We start from the raw sequence: 20040 nt of genomic DNA on the forward strand, positions 1-20040 counted from the left end.
CGGCGCGGGGCGGGAGCGTCGGCGAGCACACCGCACCGGCCTCCCGGATCGAGTCGCTGACCTTGCGGGTGCGGCTGTATCTACCGCACCCGCACGGAAAATCATGCAAGCATGACAGGCATGTCCGAGCGCACCGCCCACGGTGACCCCTCCGCCGGCCCCGGCGGCCCAGCCACCGCCCCTGCCGGACCGATCAAAGCCCCTGCCGGACCGGTCACAGCCCCTGCCGGACCGGTCACAGCCCACGGCGGATCAGCCACGACCCCCGGCGGCATCATGGCCGATCCCGCCTGGCATCCCAGTCCCCGCGCGAAACTGCTGTGGGCGATCAGTGCGGCGCTGTCCTGGGTGGTGCCGCTCCTGGCCCTGCTCATCTGGGCGGCATTCGATTCGCACCGGCGCACGGTGCAGCTGATCGTGCTCGGAATCGTCCTCGTGGCAGCGGTATTCAGCGTCACGGTGATCCCGATGTGGCGGTACGCGGTGCACCGGTGGGAGATCACCGCCGAGGCCGTCTACACCCGCACCGGCTGGCTCACCCAGGAGAGCCGCGTCGCGCCCATCACCCGCATCCAGACCGTCGACACCTATCGCGGCCCGCTCGAGCGACTGCTGGGCCTGGCCACCGTCACCGTCACCACCGCCTCCTCGGCCGGCGCCGTGCACATCAGCGCCCTCGCCCTGGACGACGCCCGCCGCACCGTCGAGCAGCTCACCGCCATCGCGGCTCGCCATCGGGGAGACGCGACATGACCGTGCCTCCGCACCCCGATGCCCCCGAACCGCTTCCGCCACAGTCGGATCGAACCTCGTTTCCGGCCGGATCGGGCGCAAACGCACCGGCGAGCTTCGGCGGTGCCACGCCTGTGAACAATGGGGCTTCCGCACCCGCCGGGTCGTGGCCGGCCGAAGCTGTTGCCACGCAAACCATTTCGGGTCCGGTCGGCTTGCCCGCCGGGGTCGGCCAGGGGTGGCAGCGGCTGGATCGCCGAATGTTGCTGGTGCATCCGATCACCGAGCTGATCCGGTTCATTCCGGTGCTACTGGCCTCGTTGATCGCGGGCGCGCGAGCCGATAATCCGACGTGGAGCCTCGGGGTGGTGGCGGTGATCGTCGGCCTGGCACTGACCAGGTGGTTCACCACCACCTATCGGATCACTCCGGACAATGTGGAACTGCGCACGGGATTGCTGCAGCGCAAACGACTCTCGATTCCGCGCAATCGCGTGCGGTCGGTGGACGTCGAGGCCGATCTGCTGCACCGGGCGCTCGGGCTGGCGGTGCTGTCCATCGGCACCGGACAGCATGCCGAGCGGGGTGATCAGTTCAAGCTCGACGCGCTCGACGCGAGCCTGGTGCCCGATCTGCGGACCGCGCTGCTCGCACACACCAGAGGACACGCCGATTCCGGTGCCGCGCATGCGGATACAGCAGCCCCGTACGGCACGCAGAGCACACTCACGAAAACCGACACTGCGGACGAGCCGAGTCGCGCTCCCGTGGAAATCGCGCACTGGCAACCGGATTGGGTGCGCTACGCACCGCTCTCGCTCACCGGTTTCGCCATCATCGCGCCCATCGTCGGCCTGGCGTTCCAGTACGGCGTCGCCCAGGTGGTGTTCGACTCCAGCGCCGTCAAGGGTGTGGAAGAACGTGGCGCACAAGCCATCGCGCTGTTCGTCTCGGCCCTGATCATCGCCCTGATCGTGTTCGTGAGCCTGGCCGCGTGCGCGCGCTACCTGATGACGTGGTTCCGATTGCAGGTGGTGGACAACGGCAAGACCCTGCACATCCGGCACGGCCTGTTCACCACTCGCCAGACCACCCTCGACCTGGCCCGCCTGCGCGGAGCCACGGTCAACGAACCACTGCTGTTGCGCATGGCCCGGGCCGCCGAACTCGAGGCCATCATGACCGGCACGGGCGCCCGCCAGAAGATCCTGCCGCAGGCCCCGCGCACGGCGGTCGATCACACCCTCGCCCATCTGCTGGACAACAGCGCCGCCCTCGACGGCCCCGGCCCGCGCTCCGAGGGCGACCTGCCGGTTCCCCCGCCCGTCACCGCGCCGCTGGAGCGGCACGGACCCGCCGCGCATCGCCGTCGCTACACCCGCGCGCTCGGTCCGGTCGCACTGGTCGCGGCGATCCTGATCGCCGTATCCCTTGCCGGAGGGCACATTCCGTCCTGGATCTGGGCGTTGCTGGTGCTGTCGATTCCGATCGCCGTCGCGCTGGCCTGGGATCGCTACCGAGGTCTCGGCCACGCCGTGGTCCCGGCCGTGAACGGCAACCCCACCTGGCTGATCACCCGCAGCGGTTCGCTCGATCGCGATCGCGACTGCCTCGAGGCCCCCGGCATCATCGGCTGGACGATGCGCCAATCCTTCTGGCAGCGGCGGGCCGGGGTGGCCACGGTGGTGGCGGCGTCCGCGGCGGGCAAGAAGCGCTATCGCGTGATCGATCTGCCGATCGATCGAGCCTGGGCGCTGATCGAGGCGGTGACCCCGGGACAGCTGAGCACGCCCCGGACCACAGGCGTCGAGCAAGGTGTTCCGATGTAATCGGTGATTCGCTCACCTTTCGGAGGCTTTCACCAGTTGAACCCGCTGAAAGTGAGCATCGGTTCGTTGTCCGTGGTAGAAATCACCGAGCTTCTCTATGGGCTTCTCGAAGGGTGGATTCGACATGGAACCGACAGCCGGACAGCGCGCGGCACTGGGGATGATCTGCGATACGTTCCTGCCGGGCGACGGGCGGCGGTTGCCGTCCGCCACCGAACTCGGGGCCGTCGAGACCATCTTCCAGATCCTGGGCCGCAACCCGCGCGAGGCCGAGCGAAAGCAGCTGGCCACACTGCTCGGACTGTGGGATTCGCGCCTGACCGGGTTGCTCACCGGCAACGGCCCGCGCAAGTTCTCCACGCTCTCGCAGGAGCAGCGGGAGAAAGCCCTGCTGCGACTGGGTGATTCCGGGCTCGCACCCGTGCGCGCCATCTTCCAGGCCCTCAAGGGTGCGGCGCTGCTGGCCTACAACATCACCCCCGGTCCCACCGGCGTCAATCCGCTGTGGGAGCAGATCGGCTACCCGGCCCCGTCCGGGCCACTGCCCGGCGCGCCCGCACCCGCGCTCGCCCCGCTGCGGTTCACCGAATCCACCACGCTCACCTGCGATGTCGTCATCGTCGGCTCCGGCGCGGGCGGCGGCACGGCCGCCGCGGCGCTGGCCGAGGCCGGTCTCGACGTGGTGGTGCTCGAGCGCGGAAACTACTACGACGACCGGGATTTCGGCGCGGGCGAGCTCGCCGGGCTGACCACCCTCTACGCACCCGGCCCCGCCGCCTCCGCCGAGGGCCAGATCACTCTGGTTGCGGGCAGTTGCCTGGGTGGCGGCACGGTGGTCAACTGGAGCACCTCGCTGCCGACCCCGGACGCCGTGCGCCGGGAATGGGCCGACCTGGGCGCGACCCAGTTCGCCGGGTCCGAATACGGTGACGCGCTCGAACTGGTGCGCAAACGACTGAGCGTCAACGACTCTCGCTCGCCACTGTCCGCACGCGACAGCGTCCTGGACCGCGGCGCCCGCGCCCTGGGCTGGGACATGGACGTGCTGCCGCGCAACGTCAGCGATGCCTGCGACGCCGGAACCGAGTGCGGGCGTTGTGGTTACGGCTGCCGGCTCGGCGCCAAGCAGTCGGTCACCAAGACCTGGCTCTCCGATGCCGCCGCGCACGGTGCGCGCCTGGTGGTCGATGCGAACGTGCGCAGCATCGAGGTGAAGAACGGTCGCGCCGAAGCGGTCTCGGCTCGCACCTCGGACGGTGTGGAGATCACCGTGCGGGCCCGGGCCGTGGTGGTCGCCGCCGGCGCGATCCAGACACCCGCACTGCTACGGCGTTCCGGGCTGCGCAACAAGAACATCGGCAAGCACCTGCGGCTGCACCCGGCCGCCGCCGTCTTCGGCGTCTTCGAGGAACAGATCACGCCGTGGGAGGGCGCGATGCAGGCTCGCATCAGCCGCGAGCACGCGGACCTGGACGGAAAGGGCTACGGCGTCATCTACGAGACCGGGCCCACCCATCCGGGTCTGGGCACCGGATTCATGAACTGGCGCGGCGCGGCGGCGCATCGCGCCACCATGGCGGACTTCGCGAAGTCCGCCGCCGTCGGAATCATCACCCGGGACCGCGATTCGGGGACGGTGGAGATCGACAAGACCGGTGAGCCGATCGTGAAATACACGCTGTCGGACTACGACGCCAATCACCTGCACACCGGAATCGTCGGCGCGGCAAAGATTCTCGAGGCCGCGGGCGCCAAGCGCATCTTCTCCGGGCATCAGGCGGGGGTGGACTTCGAACCCGGCGTGCGGGGTTCGATCCAGGAGTTCGACGCCGCCGCCCGCACGGCCGGATACGGACCCGGGCGGTGCGCGATGGGCGCGCTGCACATCATGGGCTCGGCCCGCATGGGTGGCTCCCCCGAACTGTCCGCCACCGACCCGGACGGCGCGACCTGGGACGTGCCGAACATCGTCGTCGCGGACGGCTCCAGCTTCCCGACCGCGCCCGGCGTCAATCCGATGGTGTCCATCGAGGCGATCGCCCACATGAACGCCACACGCCTGGCCGCGCGGCTGCGCTAGCGGCCGGACCGGTCAGATGGAGCGGATGCCCGCCAGCACCGCGTGCAGGACCCCCATATCGGATTCGCCACTGGCCTCCGGCGGCGACCGGTACTGCAATCGCCCGTCGTCGATCAGATCACCGATCAGCACCTTGGCCAGGGCGAGCGGCAGGTGCATGTGTGCCGCCACCTCCGCCACCGACACCGGGGACCGGCACAGCCGGGCGATGACCCCGTACTCGGGCTCGACCCGGCGCAGCGCGGTGCCGCGTCCGACATCGACGATCAGGGTGGTCATGTTCAGCTCGGGCCGCTGCGCGCGGCCGCGGCCACGGGTCACGGCGTAGAGGCGGACCAGTGGGCCCGCATCCTCTTCGTACCAGTGTTCGCGCGAGTCGTCGCTCATGGCCGTTGCGAGCCGCCGCGTTGATCGACCGATAGGTGCGTGCCGACGCGTTGCACGGTCTGATTCATCTCGTAGGCCACCATCCCCAGATCGGCTGTCTCCGATGCCAACAGCGCCAGACACGCGTTGGCCCCGGCGGCGGTGATGAACAGCACCGCCTCGTCGAGTTCGACCACCGTCTGGTGGACGCCACCCGCGTTGAAGTGCTGCCCGGCACTGCGGGCGAGACTGTGCAGGGCCGAGGCCATCGCGCCGAAGCGCTCGGCATCGGAGCGTTCCAGTCCGGTCGAGTAGCCGAGCAACAACCCGTCGGTGGACAACAGCACCGCCGACTGCGCGTCGGCGAGCCCGTTGACCAGTTCCTCGAGCAGCCAGCCGAGGTCGATTCGCTGGGAAATGGTCATAGCCGCCTTCTCGTCGGATGAATGATGCCGGGCCGGTTATTCCGGGAGATTCGCATCGGATTCGATGACCGGGCGCCGCCCCTGCCGGGAGCCCTGGGCGATCGCGCTCATCCGAGTGCGGGCATCCTCGGCGGTGCGCGGACGCGGCCCGGCCGGCCGCACCGGCTCCTCGGGAATCGGCGATTCCGCATCGACCGTCGAAACACGTTGCCGTCGAGGCAATCCCGGGCGCTCACCGCGCTGCTCCACGACCTGTGCGCTCGATGTGTCCGAGGCGCGGTCCTGATCGGTCGCCGCGAGGCGATTCGCGGTCTCCGGATCGCTCACCTGCGCAAGCGAATCCGGCGTCCGCGTGAGCGCATCCGGCACGGGGCGGGGCGCGGTCAACGTCCCGATCTGCGGCGCGGCCGGTACTCGCACCGGGAGCTGCGGCAGCTGCACCGCCGCCGGGAACCAGTCCGAGCGGCGCGCATCGGACCATTCCGCACCGAACGGCGGCGGCGTATCCGGACCGCCGGGCTTGTCCGCGGCCGGCTCCGGCGCGACGAGCAGCGCCGACGGAATCAGCACCACCGCCCGCGCGCCGCCGTACACCGACTCCACCAGCCGCACCGAGATCCCGTGCCGCCCGGCGAGTTTCGCGACGACGAACAGTCCGAGCCGGGTGTTGCCCGACAGCGTCGCCACGCTGAACTCCGGCGGATTCGCCAGCATCGCGTTGCGCTGGTCGTACTCGGCCGGGGTCATCCCGAGGCCGTGATCGGTGATCTCCACGACCACCCCGCGTCCGACCACCAAACCGGTTACCAGCACCGGAGATTCGGGCGGGGAGCAGGCTGTCGCGTTGTCCATCAGCTCGGCCATCAGGTGGATGACGTCGGCGACGGCATGACTGGAGACCCGCGCGTCGGGCATCTTGCCGGTGTCGATCCTGGTGTAGTCCAGGCTTTCCGCGATCGCGCCGCGGACCAGATCCAGCACCGCCACCGGATTACGCCAGCGCCGGCCCGGCTGTTCACCGCCGAGAATGATCAGGTTCTCGGCATTGCGGCGCGCCCGGGTCGCGAGATGGTCCAGCTGGAAGAGCAATTCGAGCTGATCGGAGTTCTCCTCCTCGCGCTCGGCCTTGTCCAGCAGGGTCAGCTGCCGGTGCACCACGACCTGGCTGCGGTGCGCGATATTGAGGAACACCGCGTTGATTCCCGCGCGGGTGCGGGCCTCGCCCGCCGCCGCCGACACCGCGGCCCGGTGGGCGCGGTTGAAGGCCTCGGCCACCTGCCCGACCTCGTCGGTGCCGAAGTCCAGTCGCGAGATCTCCGCCGGGTCGACGGTCTCGCCCTGGCCCAGTCGGCGGATCAGGTCGGGCATGCTCTCGTCGGCCAGATTCAGGGTGTCGCGGCGCAATCGGCGCATACGGCCGATGAACCGATTCGCCAGCACCAGCGACGCCAGGAAGGCCAGGATCGCGATCAGCGCGACGCCCGCGCCACCGAGAATCGAATCACGGGTGTTCTGCTCACCCTGCTCTCGCGCGATCATGTGCGCGTCCCGGCTCTGATCCGCCCACAGCTTCTGCAGGGCGGTGTTGACCTGTCCGGAGGCATCCTGCCAGTCCACCAGCGAAATCGGCAGCGGGGCAGGCTTGGCGACCGGCTTCGCCTCACGGGTCTTGCCCGCGGCCTCGGCCAGTTCGTCGTTCCCCGCGGCGACCGGTCCGCGCAGCAGGATCGCGTCCTGCATCTCGGTGACCTGCAGCCACGCCGGACTCGCGGTGATCGACTCGAGTTGCGCGAGCCGCGCGCCCTTCAGCACCGATGCGGAATACGCGACCTCGGAACGGAACTCGCCGACCCGGCGGCCGAACTCGAGCAGCTGCTCCGAGGACATCTCGCCGGTGGTCAGGGCCACCGCTCCCACGATATTGGACTGCGAGAGCGCCTCCGCGGCCCGCAATTGCTCTACGCCCCGGCTCAATTCGATGCCGATCTCGGCATCGGGCGCGACCTGGGCCGCCAGCATGGCGCCGGTGACGAGAGTGCCGATCACCTTGGTGAAGAACCCGAACACCTGGTCCGAGGGCACCTGCTGGGTGTCCACGCCGTTGCGGATGCTCGGCACCAGCTCGAAGAACTTGCTGAAGTCCAGGTCCGAGCCCTTGCCCGACGGGTTGAAGTCGCGAACGGCGTCGCCCTTGACCTTCACCTCGGCCAGCGCCGCGTCCGAATGCTGCCGCACGCCCGGCAGCGCCTGCGCCGCGCCGGGGTCACCGGCCAAGCGCAGCAGCGAGACTCGCCGCTCCTCCTGGAATGCCGAGACCATCAGGATCGCCGGAGCGGCGGTACTGCTGGCCAATTCGGCCCACTGCTTGGATTCCCGGGCGTCTTTCACCAGGTAGACGGCCGCGCCGCCGCCGATGGCGAGCAGGGTGATGCTGGAGATCAGCACGATGGACAACAGCCGAGCTCGGACGCCGAGCCAGCCGCGCACCGCCTCTCCACTCGTACCCGCCTGGCGGCCAATAGATTTGCGCAGATTCTGCCAACTGCTCACAGTAAATCTCCCGCTAGTGAGCGCTGTCGCGCCCCACCATGTGCCGCACCGCCAGAAAAGGCCGATTAATCACGCTTCCTCGCGGAGAGAGTAACGGATCCATCCCGAATCAACTACAGATCCACATCTTCTGGCCGAACTTGCCGAGACACCCGCGCCGATACGACGCGACAGCAACGGAACCCGCGGTACACAACCGGCAGAAGCTTGCCGGAACCGCCGCCCCGGCCATCCGCGGTCGCCAGGCTCCCGGTGATCGGACGTGGCTGAGGTTGCGCCAATCCGCTCAGGGCCGACCGAGCGCGGCTGTCAGGGAATCGCGAACGGCGGCGGCCAGGCGCGCGTGCCCGGGGGCGACCGGCGCGCGGCCGGTGTACGCGAAGGAGATTCCGGTGCCCGGATCGGCATAGACGGCGCTGTGCTCGGCCACGACCGAATGGCAGGCGGCCCCCACGACCCGCGCGCGGTTCCGCGCCGCCACCGCCCGCGCACTTCCGCGATCCCCTGCCGGGTCCGGCCCGGTCCACAGATCCACGACCGGTTCTCCGTGATGGAAAACCGCCAGCTGCGAACCGGTTTCGACGCACTCGGCGGCGGCCAGCGCGGCGAACTCGATGGCCACCGCCTCGAAACCGGCTTCGACGCCGCCGTGGACCTCGATCATTCTCATGAGTCGAGGACGGGGAAGTTGGCCCGCAGCACCGCATGCGGATCCCGCGCCGACTTGATCTCCCGCAGTCTTTCCACCGTCGCGGCGTCGAACGCGGCCGCCACGGTCTCACCCGGAGCGAGGAACGTATAGGGCTTGCCCGCGGCGATATGCCCCGCGAGGCCGTCGACGACCGCGGAAACCTTGGCGTTCACCGCATCGCGCAGCTGCGGCAGGCCGAGCCCGAGCAGATACACCACGTACGGCGCCCGCAGCGCACCGCGCGCGCCCGAGGCGGACCGCGCCAGCGCACCGCCGAGCTGGCGGACCTGGATGTTCAGCAGTGGCGTAACAGACTCGCCCAGTAGGACTTTCACGGTGTCGTCGTCGAGATCGGTGAGCAGTTCGGCGCGGGAGATGGACGGGCTCGGATCGGTCGGCTCGGAGGTGATGTCGCCGAGCTGCGCCACGGACATCGCACCGCGCGAATCGGAGATCGGGGCGCCGATCCGGTCGATGGCCGCCACCAGCTTCCGGCCCTGCTCCGGATCGCCGAGGTAGGCGACGTCCAGGCCCACCATCTCCGGGGCGTTCGGGAACTGGAACCGCTGAAACCACACCGACAGCTCGTCGGGAGCATCGGATGTCAACTCCCGGAACACCTCCCACACCTCGGCCAGCCGGGAGGCGGTCCAGGTGACGCGCCCGCCGTACAGGCCCGGCGCGGGGAACAGGTCGATCTCCAGTGCCGTCACCACCGCGAAATCGCCACCGCCGCCGCACAATGCCCAGAACAGATCCGCGTCGGACTCGGCGGTGACCCGCGCCGCCCGGCCGTCGGCATCCACGATCTCGAAGGCGCGCACCGCATTCGAGGCCCAGCCGTGCTTGCGCCCGAACCAGCCGAGACCGCCGCCGAGCGTGTATCCGGTCACGCCGACCACCGGATTGCTCCCGGCCAAGCCGGTCAATCCGTGCACCGCCGCGGCGGCCTGCACCTGCCCCCAGTTCGCACCGGCGCCGACGAAGGCACGGCGCTCGTGCGCATCGACCCGCACGGTGTTCAGCAGACCGGTGCGCAGCAGAATCGCGGAGTCGATACCACCGGTCGCGCCGTGCCCGGTCGGCTGCGTCACCACCGTGCGGCCCTCGGCCCGCGCGAACCGCACCACCGCGGCCGCATCCTCGGCGTCCTCGGCCTCGACGACGCACGCGACCTGCTGGTCGACCGCGACGTTCCACGGCTGGGCGGCCCGGCCGAAATCCGCGTCACCCGGTACCAGCACCCGGCCCCGGACCGCACTGCGAAGCTCGTCGAATCCCATGATCAATCCTTCGTTCGTCATCGGTGATATGCCCCGGCGGAACCACCGGGAAGATCGCTACGACAGAGTGACGACGCAGGGCCCACAGGTGTGACATCGCACTGGAAAATGCCTTACGGGAACCGTATCGCCGCAGGTCGGTCGATCGTTGGCCGGGATTTCGACGAGCCCGGCCCGAACGAACGGTGACTGCCTGACGCGTGATGTCGCGGTAGATCGTTTCCGACGTCGGAAGCCATCGTCCGGTCGCGGGTAGGCCGGAACCGAATCGCCCGCCGAACCCCGGCACGGGGATCAGCGTGCGGGATTCGCCATGCGCATGGTGACGCGCCAGTAGAGGTACAGCCCGGCCGGGAGCAGGCCGCAGATCAGCAGCAGCATGGTCGGCCAGTCGCTCATCAGCATGACGTCCCCGCCCGGACCGGTGCTCGCGCACGCCAGGAAGCCGACCGTCCAGACCAGCAGGGGCGCGGCCATCACGGCGGGCCGCGGCGACACCACCGCCATTCCGGCCACCAGCAGCACGTTCACCACCGCCGCCACCAGCACGGTGATCGGCACCGCAATCGCGCCCGCGGTCAGGCTGGTCGAGGCCAGCGGCGCGGCCGCGGCCAGCAGCGGCTCGGAGCCCGGCACCTGCGCGTGACCGGCGTAGATCGGCAGGAACAGCACTTCGAGCACCAGCGTGACGAGGGCATCGACCAGCAGGAAACCGGCGATCAGCGCGCCCAGCCAGCGCGGACCCCTCGACGGGCGCACACCCGAATCCTCGGGGCGAGCAACCACCGTGGTCACGGCACCGGCGGGAAGCCGAGCAGGGTCAGCAGGTGACTCTGCATGTCGAGGAAGCCGTAGAGCACCGACAGGTACAGCTCGTGCTGCGCCTGGAAGTTGGGGCGCTGGCTCTCGACGAACGCCGCGATGGCGTTTTGGAGGTCCCAGTTGTACATGCGCTCAGTCTCTCATTCCAGTCCGGCGAACAGATCATGTTCCCGGCCATCGGGACCGATGGGGCCGCGCTCGCCGCGCACCAGAATGTAGTGCTCCTCCGGGAGCACCGGCTGGGCGATATCGTTCGAGAGCGCGAACTCGCGGCCGGACGGCGCGAGCGTCACCTGGGTGGCGTGCGCGCGCAGCGCGTCCCGCTTGGCGGCGAGCACATCCGAGACGTCCACCGTGGTGGTCACGAATTCGCTTCCCACACAAGCCAGTTCACCATCGTTGGGCAGTCGCCAGCCCGGTGGCAGCGCACCCGGCAGCTGGTCCACCGTGCGACGCTTGATGGCCTCGGTGTGCATGGCGAGCACCGAACCATCGGTCACCGTCCAGTACACCTTCGGCACCCGCCAACCCCATTCGGCGGCGGCGTCGAGGGCCGCCATGGTGATCTCGTGCGCCCGAATATGGTCCGGATGTCCGTACCCGCCGCGCGGGTCGTAGCCGACCACGACCCGGGGCCGCAGTTCCAGCAGCACCTGCGCCAGCGCGTCCACCGCCGACTCACCCGAATGGATGAACGCGCGCGGATTGCGCGCCGCCGCGGTCCCCGCCATCCCCGAATCCCGCCAGCGGCCCGCACCGCCGAGGAAGCGCGGGGCGGCGGCGTCCAGGGCGGCCAGCGCCCTGGTCAATTCCAGAATCCGGTAGCCGCCGAGCTGATCCGCGCCGTCGGCCACCAGCTGCGCGTACTCCTCACCGATGACCTCACCCTCCTCGCCGAGGGTGCAGGTCACCACGGTGACCGGTACCCCGCGCCGGCGATAGTGGGCGATGGTGCCGCCGGTGGTGATGGACTCGTCGTCCGGATGCGCGTGCACCAGCAGCAGCCCACCCGTGGCGGGCGTTCCCGCGAGCGCCTCGCTCACGGCAGCCGCCGCCAGTTCGCGGCGTCACCGAAGATGCCGGTCTGCACCGCACCGCTCAGCGACGCACCGTCCACCCGCGGCCCGGCCGCGGCGACCTGGGTGTCCTGCACGATGGGCAGCACCGTCGCCAGCTCCCACAGCTTGGGCTCGGACTCGGCGATCACCTTGCCCACGTCGATACCGCGCAGAGCGGCGTCGATGGCGGGTTGCAACGTCGGATCGCAGACTCCGGCCAGGTTCGACGGAGCCTTCTTGGCGCCGTCCGCCACGGTCGAATCCCCGTCGCTCCCAGCGGGTTCCGCGGGCGGGCAACCGTACCGCGAGGCCAGCACCGTGGCCGGATCCGAACCCGCGTGCTCCCAGCCGACCAGGGCGTCGATCCCGGTTTCGGTCAGGTCCTTGCCGTAGAGCTCCGAGGCCGAGACGCTGCGCACGATGACATCGATTCCGGCACTGCGCAATTGGTCTGCGGCGGTGTTGGCGACCGCGAGACTCGCATCGTCACCCTCCACCGCGCCGATCCGCAGGGTGAGCGATTTGCCGTTCTTGGCGATCGAACGCGGTTGCGGCGCAGGCGAAGTGGGCGAACCGCTCGGCGGCTGCTCGGGTGCGCGACCGAATCCGGCCTCGCTCAGCAGCGCGAACACCTCGTCGGTGGTGAGCCGCGGCGGCGCGGTGGCCACGTAACCCGGGTCCGAGGGCGTGAGCACCTGTGCGCGAACGGGTTCCACCCAGCTGCCGGTCTGCGCGCCGACCGTGGCCAGCAGCACCGGATCCAGCAAACCGAGCACCGCGCGCCGCACCCGCACATCGGCCAGATCACCGGTGCGGCCGTTGAGCACCAGCTGCATCTCCCGCGACTGCGCCATGACCGTGGTGCGCACCGAGGGGATCGCCGCCAGTTGCGCCTGCAGCGCCACTCCCCCGTGCACGAGCGCCATCTGCGCGTCCCCGACCCGAAGCGATTCGGCCACCTGCGCGGGAGTTCCGCCGCGCCGCAACAGAATCTGATCCGGCACCGCGGGCTTGCCCCAGTAGCGGTCGTTGCGCTCGAGCAGAATCTCCTCGCGACCGCGATCGGCCTGCTTGATCCGGAACTGCCCGCCCGAGATGCGGATGGTGTCCACCAGACCCTGCTCGAATCCGGAGTCCTTGATCAGATGCTGCGGCAGCAGGTCGGCGAACAACTGCCGCCAGGCCGGGTACTCCGAGCGCATGGTGACGGTGACCGTCTTACCGCCCGCGCCACCGGCGCTCACATCCGAGATCAACCGGTATCCGGCCGGATCCACCGCGCCGGGCTGGGTGAGCATCTGCTGCCACAGGTAGCGGAAGTCCTCCGCGACGATCGGCGCGCCATCGGACCAGGACGCCTCGTTGCGAATCTGATAGGTCAGCGTGAACGGCTCCTGCGACGTCACATCCGCCGACACCATGAGCGCGGGATCCAGCACCCAATCGGTGCCGCCGGGCACGGCCGGGACAGGCACCGGCCGATACGGACTCGGCAGCACCATCGAGGCCACGGCCGCCGTCGCCGGGGACTGCTGCGAGCGCAGATGCGGATTGAAGCCGATCCCGATGTCGTCGACCGCGACCACCACCGAGTTCTTCCCCGGTTTGGCGGGCGTCGTCTTGGGACTGTCCGTGCTCTCGATCGGAGGCGGTGGATTCGCCGTGCATCCGGTGCCGACCACCAGAACGGCCGCCACTCCTGCCACTACCGCACGCCACGTCGCGCGCACCCGAGCCCCTCTCACGTTCGGCACTGTATCTCTTCTTGCCCTTCGCTTCGCTCCGGGCAGACACCGGATGCGGAAGAGGCCGACAGCGAACCGATCAGGGCTCGCCGCCGGCCTCGACGGTCGGACTGTCTACTTCTTACAGGGCGGCGCGGTCGCGCGCCTTCTTGCGGGAGAGCTCACGGCCACGCTCGGTGGCGCCGAGCACGACCTTGCGCACGCGCACGACCTCCGGGGTCACCTCGACGCACTCGTCGTCGGTGCAGAACTCCATGGCGCGCTCCAGATCCAGCTGCAGCGGCTTGGCCAGGGTCTCGAACACGTCCGCGGTCGCGCTGCGCATATTGGTCAGCTTCTTCTCGCGGGTGACGTTGATGTCGAGATCCTCCGAGCGCGGGTTGATGCCCACGACCATGCCCTCGTAGGTGTCCGCGCCCGGCTCCACGAAGAACTGGCCGCGGTCCGAGAGCTGGATCATGGCGAACGGGGTGACCGAACCGGCACGGTCCGACACCAGCGAACCGGTGTGGCGGGCGCGGATCTCGCCGGCCCACGGCGCGTAGCCGTCGAAGTTGGCGTTGGCGATGCCGGTGCCGCGGGTCTCGGTGAGGAAGTCGGTGCGGAAGCCGATCAGGCCACGCGAGGGAACGATGAACTCCATGCGCACCCACCCGGCGGAGTGGTTGCTCATCTGGACCATCTTGCCCTTGCGGGCGGCAAGCAGCTGGGTGACAGCGCCCAGGTACTCGTCCGGGCAGTCGATGGTCAGCTCTTCGAACGGCTCGTGCATCTTGCCGTCGACCAGCTTGGTGACCACCTGCGGCTTGCCGACGGTCAGCTCGAAACCTTCGCGGCGCATCTGCTCGACCAGGATGGCCAGCGCGAGCTCACCACGACCCTGCACCTCCCAGGCATCCGGGCGGCCGATGTCCAGCACGCGCAGCGACACGTTGCCGATCAGTTCCTTGTCGAGGCGGTCCTTGACCATGCGAGCGGTCAGCTTGTGCCCGGACACGCGGCCGACCAGCGGCGAGGTGTTGGTGCCGATGGTCACCGAGATGGCGGGCTCGTCGACGGTGATGCGCGGCAGCGCGACCGGGTTCTCCGAATCGGCGAGGGTGTCGCCGATCATGATCTCCGGGATGCCTGCGATGGCACAGATGTCACCGGCGATGGCCTCTTCGCCCGGCTGACGCTCGACGCCGACGGTCTGCAGCAGCTCGGTGATCTTGACCTGCTTGACGCCGTCGGCGTTCATCCACGCCACGGTGCTGCCCTTGCGCAGGGTGCCGTTGTGGATGCGGACCAGCGCGAGGCGACCCAGGAACGGGGAGGCGTCGAGGTTGGTGACGTGGGCCTGCAGCGGCGCGGAGGCGTCGCCCTTGGGAGCCGGCACGTACTTCATCAGGACCTCGAACAGCTCGTCGAGGTTCTCGGCGTCGGGGTTGCTGCCGTTCTCGGGACGCTTGGTCGAGGCCTTGCCCGCGCGACCGGAGGCGTACAGGACCGGCAGGTCCAGCGCCAGCTCGGCGGCCTCGGAGGCCTCGTCGTCCAGATCCGAGGCCAGGTCCAGCAGCAGGTCGTGGCTCTCCTCGACGACCTCTTCGATGCGCGCGTCCGGGCGGTCGGTCTTGTTGACCACCAGGATGACCGGCAGCGAGGCCGCGAGGGCCTTGCGCAGCACGAAGCGGGTCTGGGGCAGCGGCCCCTCGGAGGCGTCGACCAGCAGCACCACACCGTCGACCATGGACAGGCCGCGCTCGACCTCTCCACCGAAGTCGGCGTGGCCCGGGGTGTCGATCACATTGATGACGGTCATCGAACCATCGGCGTTTTTCCGGTGAACCGCGGTGTTCTTTGCGAGAATGGTGATGCCCTTCTCGCGCTCCAGATCCCCGGAATCCATCACTCGGTCGACCATCTCGGCCCGTTCGGCGAAAGCGCCGGACTGACGCAGCATGGCGTCGACGAGTGTGGTCTTGCCGTGGTCGACGTGCGCCACGATAGCCACGTTGCGGAACTCGACAGACGACACGTTAGATTCCTCCTGGTGCAAGATTTGGGGCCGACCCGGCGGGTCATGCATGGGGCGGTGCCTTCTACAAGGGCCAACTCCACCGGGCATGCGGCGACCTACAGACTACCGGTCGCCTCATCTCACAGGTTTAACGCCTACGAGTTAGGTTAAGCTAACCAACATGGGCAAGGTGAAGGCGAAGGACGTTTCCAGTCTGAAGCCCAAGAAAAAGTGCTGCCGCAAGAAGACGCGGTGCTTCAAATGCCCCGTGGTCATCTGCCGGATGAAGAAGCTCGAAGCCGCGGGATGCAGCGGCAAGGAGCTGAAGAAGGGCCTCAAAGCCGCACGCGCGGCCTGAATCCGGAGTACACCGGGATCATGCGCCCCGAACCGCTCTCCGAAGATGATCTTGCCAAGGCCCTCGCGGAACTGCCGGGCTGGACCCGCGCGGGCGACGCCATCACCCGCACCGCCGAGGCCCAATCCTTCCTCGCCGGAATCGAACTGGTGCGCCGGGTGGCCGTCGCGGCCGAGGCCGCCAACCATCACCCGGATATCGACATTCGTTGGCGCAGAGTCACTTTCACCCTCTCCACCCACGACGCCGGCGGCCTCACGGCGCTGGACGTGGCGCTGGCCCACGAGATCGACCGGCTGGAGTCGCAGAGCTGAGCGGCGCCTATCCGGCACGAGCGGAGCCCTGCGTGGGTACGCGGGCTGCCGCGTCCACGCCTGATCGCTCACGCCGCCCCGCCCGGATCACCCACACATAGAAGATCAGCACGCCGATCACGTTCACCGCGCCCAGCAGCGACAGAATGCCCGGTCGCGAGATGGTCCAGATGGTCGGCTGGAAGAACGCCAGCACCCACGGCAGCCCGATCACCATGTCGACCATCCAGAAGGCGGCCACCGCACGCGCGCCCGCGACCTCGCGCAGCGGGCCGTACAGCAGCCACAGCACGGTGGGGATCAGCCAGATCCAGTGGTGTGACCAGGAGATCGGCGAGGCCATCAGGCCGAAGAACTGCACCACGATCAGCGTGCCCAGCAGATCGTCGGAGCGCAGCGCGCGCCAGGCCAGCACCGCCAGCACGGCGGTGACGAGGATCGCACCGATGAGCAGCGGACCCGACTGCACGTCGTGCCCGGCGAAACGGCTCAGCGCGCCGCGGAGCGACTGATTCGACACCGATCCGACCGGACCGATCCGGGTGGCGTCGCCCAGCAACTCGCCGAAGTACTTCTCGGTCTCCTCGGGCAGCGTCAGATAACTCAGCAGGACCGTGCCCGCGAAGACCGCGCCCGACCAGAGCGCGGTCCACCACCGCCGGCGCGCCACGAAATACAGACCGGTCACCGCCGGGGTCAGCTTCACCCCGGCCAGCACACCGACCAGCGTTCCGGAGATCCACCACCGCGTGCTGCGCACCGCGAGCATGGCCCCGAGCACCAGGAACACATTGACCTGGCCGTAGTCGAGGGTGGTGCGCATCGGCTCGAGCCAGATGCCCACCGCGGTCCAGGCCACGATCGCGACACGCCATTTCGGTTCGCGCAGGGCGGCTTTCCCGAGCAGCAGTTCGAAACTCAGCCACACCACGCCGTACAGCGCCGCCATGGTCAGCAGCAGCCAGCCGAAGGCCACCACGTCGAACGGCAGCCAGTGCAGCGGATAGAAAACGATCGCCGCGAATGGCGGATAGGTGAAAGGCAGCGGAAAATCCGGTGTCTTCGAGGAGTCGGTGAAGTCGTAGAGGTGTCCGCCGCCCAGCTGAGCGGAACCGTCCACATATACGTGCAGGTCGACCAGATTCATGCCGTTGGGCACGAGCACGACCCACAGAATTCGGGCCAGCACCGCCAGTGCGAGAGCGATCAGAGCGAGCCGTAGTTGCGCGACAGGCTCGGTGAGCCGGGCCTTCGCGGTGACTGCCGAACGGGAGGGTCGATTCACAACGCTGTCTTTCGGCTCGGGCGGCAGGCGTTCAGATCGCGACAAGAGTAGTCACACGAAGGAAATTGCCGGGAAACAGTGGGCACTGGCTGTACCATTCGCATCACTGACCCCATCAGTAACATAGTTTCCGGTCGCACGTTCGAGAGCGTGAGTCGGACGACGACAGCAAGATCACACGGTGGCTGTACAACACGGCAGCCAGGTCCCTAGAGTGGCGCGGAGCGATGTCTCCATCGCTGCTCAGATGTACCCGAGGTAAGGACGGCTACCCCAGTGCTTCGCACCCGATCGCGGTTCGCAATGTCCGCGCTGACCCTGGCGGCCAGCGCCGTTGTCATCGTGCCGGCCACCGCGTTTGCCGCACCGGCTCCGGCCACGCAGGCCTCCTCGACCATCCCCGTGATTCCGGAGGGCGTGCCCGTCGAGGCGCTCGCCTCGCTGGTTCCGGCGATCATCGGCGCGGCCGCGGGCCCCGCCGACATCGCGGCCGCCGGCCCGCAGGCGGCGATCCTGGATCAGGCCAAGCAGATTCTCTCGACGCTGAATCTGCCGCAGTCGATCAAGGACACGCTCAACAAGATCATCACCTTCCTGGACGGCAGCGGCGGTGGTGGTCCGGACATCCCGAAGGATGGCCCGGTCATCTCCCAGTTCCTGTGGCCGACCCTGGGCAAGGGCTGCATCGGCTCCGGCGGCGACTCGGTGGGCACCGCGCTCGCCGTGGCCGGACCGGCCACGCTGCCCCCGCCCGGACCGGCCGTCGGCCAGACCGGTTTCGTGTTCACCGCGCTGGGCACCAAGCGGCCCACCGAGATTCAGAACCCGCCCATCACGGTGCAGTGGCTGAACCTCGACACCCGTCAGAGCGGCGTCGCGACGCTGACCGACGAGGCCAAGATCAACCCGGACGGCCCGGCCACCCTCTCGGCCATCGTGAACACCGGCTCCGGCCGCATCGCCGCCGTCGTCTCCGGGTCGCTCACGACTCAGGCCGACGAAGCGTCGCAGCCGATCACCTGCTCGTTCCTCCCGACCGCCGGTTTCTTCACGGCCTGATCGGAATTCGCCGGTAGCCAGCACTTCGCCCCCGTTCCCTCCCCGCGACAAGCGGAGAGGGAACGGGGGCGAAACTGCGTCCTGGGCGGGATTCTGTGATAGACCGCTATCTATGGCCACTGTCAAAAACGCAGGGCGGGGACTGCATTCGCGGCGATCGATTCTCTCGATCCGTTCCGAAGGGTCGATTCTGTCGATCGGGTCGGCCTATTCGATTCTTTCGATAGGCAGTGTCGGATCGGTGCTGTCGATCGGCTCCGCCGGATCCTTCGCCTCGATCATTTCCTCAGCCTCGTTCGCCAGCCTCGGCTCGGCCTTCTCGGGCATGTCCCGCTGGTCGATCTTCTCCTGGTCCGGCGACCGTCAAGCCTTCAGCGAGGGCCGCGACGAACACACCGACCACCACCACACCCTCCGCGTGGTGCCGGACGAACCGGACCTGGTCGAAGACCCCACCCGCCACTGCCAGACATAGCCTTCACTCCGGTTCGAGAGCCGGGCTTCACCACCACTGGCCGTATTGCGGGCTCAGGACCGAGTTCACGTCGACACCGATTCCGCTCACCGCGCGCTTGTCGATCTCGAACTGGTGCAGGTGCGCGTCGGGGTGCACGTATCCACGCGGCGAGCCCCAATTGTGCTGCCAGTAGTACGAACCCAGTCCCGCGTCCAGGAGCGAGTCGATGGTCGGCGAGTTCGCGTACACGCCGGTGCGCTCGCGCCCGATGACCGCTTCCCACCCCTGCAGGTAGGGCGCGATCATGCTGTCGAAGTCCTCGTCGCTCGGATTGTCGTCGATGGAGGCGTAGATGGGCGCGGTGTCGGGGCCGCCCGCCGCCGTGTGCAGCACCAGCCCGCGCGCCGCGTGTTCGAGTCCGGCCGCGTATCCGCCGCGCCAGTCCGCGGACGGGCCTTTGCCGAACTGATAGCACGAGACGACGCTCAGCCCGGCCGCGGACAGCGCGTCGACTTCCCTTGCGAGCAGCGGCTTTCCGGCCATCCACTCCGCGCCGGGCCGTCGATCCGAGACGTAGCGGATGACGCCGATATGCCCCTCGGCCCTGATGTCGTGTGCGGCGGGGACACCGCCCGCGTAGTCCAGCAGCGTGCCCAGCTCCTGCCGGGCGTTCGCGGATCCCGCGGGCAGGGCCAGCCCGGCCGCGATTCCGGCGGCGAGGGCTGCGGCGCCGGACAGGAAAGACCGCCGGCTGGAATGGTCGGAACGCATCGCGGACTCCTTCGCACACACTCGCTGGTCGAACGTGCCGGTCATATGGATGAGCGGCGTGAAACCACGTGCGGCGTGCCCGGCGCACCTTCCCCGATGAGCAAGATCAGCCGAAGTGCTTGAGCAAGATCATCTGTGCGCCGGGAGCCCAGAACGCCCTCATTCCACCATATTCACATGGGAATCGCCATGCACACGCGCCGCACACGCAACACG

The 20040-nt window shown here is 68.8% G+C and carries 19 protein-coding genes; 7 read left to right on the forward strand and 12 right to left on the reverse strand.

From position 1 onward, the window contains the following. The first annotated feature begins 276 nt into the window (after window positions 1-276). From NJ1_RS05755 to NJ1_RS05765, 3 genes are all read left to right on the forward strand, one after another. Entirely contained in the window at window positions 277-753 is a 477-nt protein-coding gene (locus NJ1_RS05755) for a PH domain-containing protein (protein ID WP_067688321.1), read from the forward strand. Window positions 754-992: 239 nt separating this feature from the next. Next, window positions 993-2561 carry a PH domain-containing protein gene (locus tag NJ1_RS05760; RefSeq protein ID WP_245717230.1) on the forward strand — a complete coding sequence of 523 codons (1569 nt, stop codon included), beginning with the start codon at window positions 993-995 and terminating at the stop codon, window positions 2559-2561. A gap of 124 nt (window positions 2562-2685) precedes the next feature. Then, window positions 2686-4641 carry a GMC family oxidoreductase gene (locus tag NJ1_RS05765; RefSeq protein WP_067688560.1) on the forward strand — a complete coding sequence of 652 codons (1956 nt, stop codon included), beginning with the start codon at window positions 2686-2688 and terminating at the stop codon, window positions 4639-4641. Between the two features lie 12 nt (window positions 4642-4653). Here the strand turns inward: NJ1_RS05765 and NJ1_RS05770 are convergent, their stop codons facing one another. The 10 genes from NJ1_RS05770 to typA all read right to left on the reverse strand — a co-directional run bounded on the left by NJ1_RS05770 (window position 4654) and on the right by typA (window position 15598). Further along, window positions 4654-5028 (reverse strand): DUF742 domain-containing protein, encoded by a 375-nt coding sequence (locus tag NJ1_RS05770; RefSeq protein WP_067688324.1) that lies wholly within the window; start codon window positions 5026-5028, stop codon window positions 4654-4656. After that, the gene (locus NJ1_RS05775) at window positions 5025-5432 is read right to left on the reverse strand and encodes a roadblock/LC7 domain-containing protein (RefSeq protein ID WP_067688327.1); all 408 of its coding nucleotides are present in this window, start codon (window positions 5430-5432) and stop codon (window positions 5025-5027) included. Before NJ1_RS05775 ends, NJ1_RS05770 begins: the two co-directional genes overlap by 4 nt. A 36-nt stretch (window positions 5433-5468) precedes the next feature. After that, entirely contained in the window at window positions 5469-7982 is a 2514-nt protein-coding gene (locus NJ1_RS05780) for a nitrate- and nitrite sensing domain-containing protein (protein ID WP_245717231.1), read from the reverse strand. Between the two features lie 286 nt (window positions 7983-8268). Then, the gene (locus NJ1_RS05785) at window positions 8269-8646 is read right to left on the reverse strand and encodes a hypothetical protein (RefSeq protein ID WP_067688333.1); all 378 of its coding nucleotides are present in this window, start codon (window positions 8644-8646) and stop codon (window positions 8269-8271) included. Window positions 8647-8648: 2 nt separating this feature from the next. Beyond that, window positions 8649-9956 (reverse strand): FAD-binding oxidoreductase, encoded by a 1308-nt coding sequence (locus NJ1_RS05790; RefSeq protein ID WP_067688563.1) that lies wholly within the window; start codon window positions 9954-9956, stop codon window positions 8649-8651. A 294-nt stretch (window positions 9957-10250) separates the two neighbouring features. Next, window positions 10251-10715, reverse strand: coding sequence for a hypothetical protein (locus NJ1_RS05795; protein WP_157573769.1), 465 nt, complete (start codon window positions 10713-10715; stop codon window positions 10251-10253). Between the two features lie 32 nt (window positions 10716-10747). After that, a complete protein-coding gene (locus NJ1_RS39650; RefSeq protein ID WP_169813089.1) occupies window positions 10748-10906 on the reverse strand; it encodes a hypothetical protein in 159 nt (52 codons plus the stop codon). Between the two features lie 12 nt (window positions 10907-10918). Beyond that, on the reverse strand, window positions 10919-11821 hold the full coding sequence (gene mshB / locus NJ1_RS05800; protein WP_067688336.1) for an N-acetyl-1-D-myo-inositol-2-amino-2-deoxy-alpha-D-glucopyranoside deacetylase: 903 nt from the start codon (window positions 11819-11821) through the stop codon (window positions 10919-10921). Further along, on the reverse strand, window positions 11818-13590 hold the full coding sequence (locus tag NJ1_RS05805; RefSeq protein ID WP_422615734.1) for an ABC transporter family substrate-binding protein: 1773 nt from the start codon (window positions 13588-13590) through the stop codon (window positions 11818-11820). The genes mshB and NJ1_RS05805 overlap by 4 nt, the downstream gene beginning before the upstream one ends. Window positions 13591-13702: 112 nt before the next feature. Then, window positions 13703-15598 (reverse strand): translational GTPase TypA, encoded by a 1896-nt coding sequence (typA, locus tag NJ1_RS05810; protein WP_067688342.1) that lies wholly within the window; start codon window positions 15596-15598, stop codon window positions 13703-13705. A 163-nt stretch (window positions 15599-15761) separates the two neighbouring features. Here typA and NJ1_RS39655 point away from each other — a divergent pair, with 163 nt between their 5' ends. Together NJ1_RS39655 and NJ1_RS05815 are read left to right on the forward strand one after the other, a co-directional pair. Then, window positions 15762-15938, forward strand: a complete 177-nt coding sequence (locus tag NJ1_RS39655; protein WP_169813090.1) for a hypothetical protein — start codon at window positions 15762-15764, stop codon at window positions 15936-15938. 20 nt (window positions 15939-15958) lie between these two features. Then, the gene (locus NJ1_RS05815) at window positions 15959-16252 is read left to right on the forward strand and encodes a 4a-hydroxytetrahydrobiopterin dehydratase (RefSeq protein ID WP_067688345.1); all 294 of its coding nucleotides are present in this window, start codon (window positions 15959-15961) and stop codon (window positions 16250-16252) included. A 7-nt stretch (window positions 16253-16259) separates the two neighbouring features. On the opposite strand, the gene NJ1_RS05820 is transcribed toward NJ1_RS05815, so the two are convergent. Continuing rightward, a complete protein-coding gene (locus NJ1_RS05820) occupies window positions 16260-17537 on the reverse strand; it encodes a mannosyltransferase (protein ID WP_174557043.1) in 1278 nt (425 codons plus the stop codon). A gap of 303 nt (window positions 17538-17840) precedes the next feature. Between NJ1_RS05820 and NJ1_RS05825 the strand changes: the two genes are divergently transcribed. Together NJ1_RS05825 and NJ1_RS05830 are read left to right on the forward strand one after the other, a co-directional pair. Next, complete coding sequence (locus tag NJ1_RS05825; protein WP_174557044.1) at window positions 17841-18596, forward strand: Rv1157c family protein; 756 nt, start codon at window positions 17841-17843, stop codon at window positions 18594-18596. 112 nt (window positions 18597-18708) lie between these two features. Continuing rightward, the gene (locus tag NJ1_RS05830) at window positions 18709-19071 is read left to right on the forward strand and encodes a hypothetical protein (protein ID WP_067688351.1); all 363 of its coding nucleotides are present in this window, start codon (window positions 18709-18711) and stop codon (window positions 19069-19071) included. Window positions 19072-19098: 27 nt separating this feature from the next. Here NJ1_RS05830 and NJ1_RS05835 read toward each other — a convergent pair whose 3' ends face one another. Beyond that, on the reverse strand, window positions 19099-19824 hold the full coding sequence (locus tag NJ1_RS05835) for a DUF1906 domain-containing protein (RefSeq protein ID WP_067688572.1): 726 nt from the start codon (window positions 19822-19824) through the stop codon (window positions 19099-19101). Window positions 19825-20040: the final 216 nt, after the last annotated feature.

The sequence above is a fragment of the Nocardia jejuensis NBRC 103114 genome (genome assembly GCF_001613145.1).
Lineage (GTDB): Bacteria > Actinomycetota > Actinomycetes > Mycobacteriales > Mycobacteriaceae > Nocardia > Nocardia jejuensis.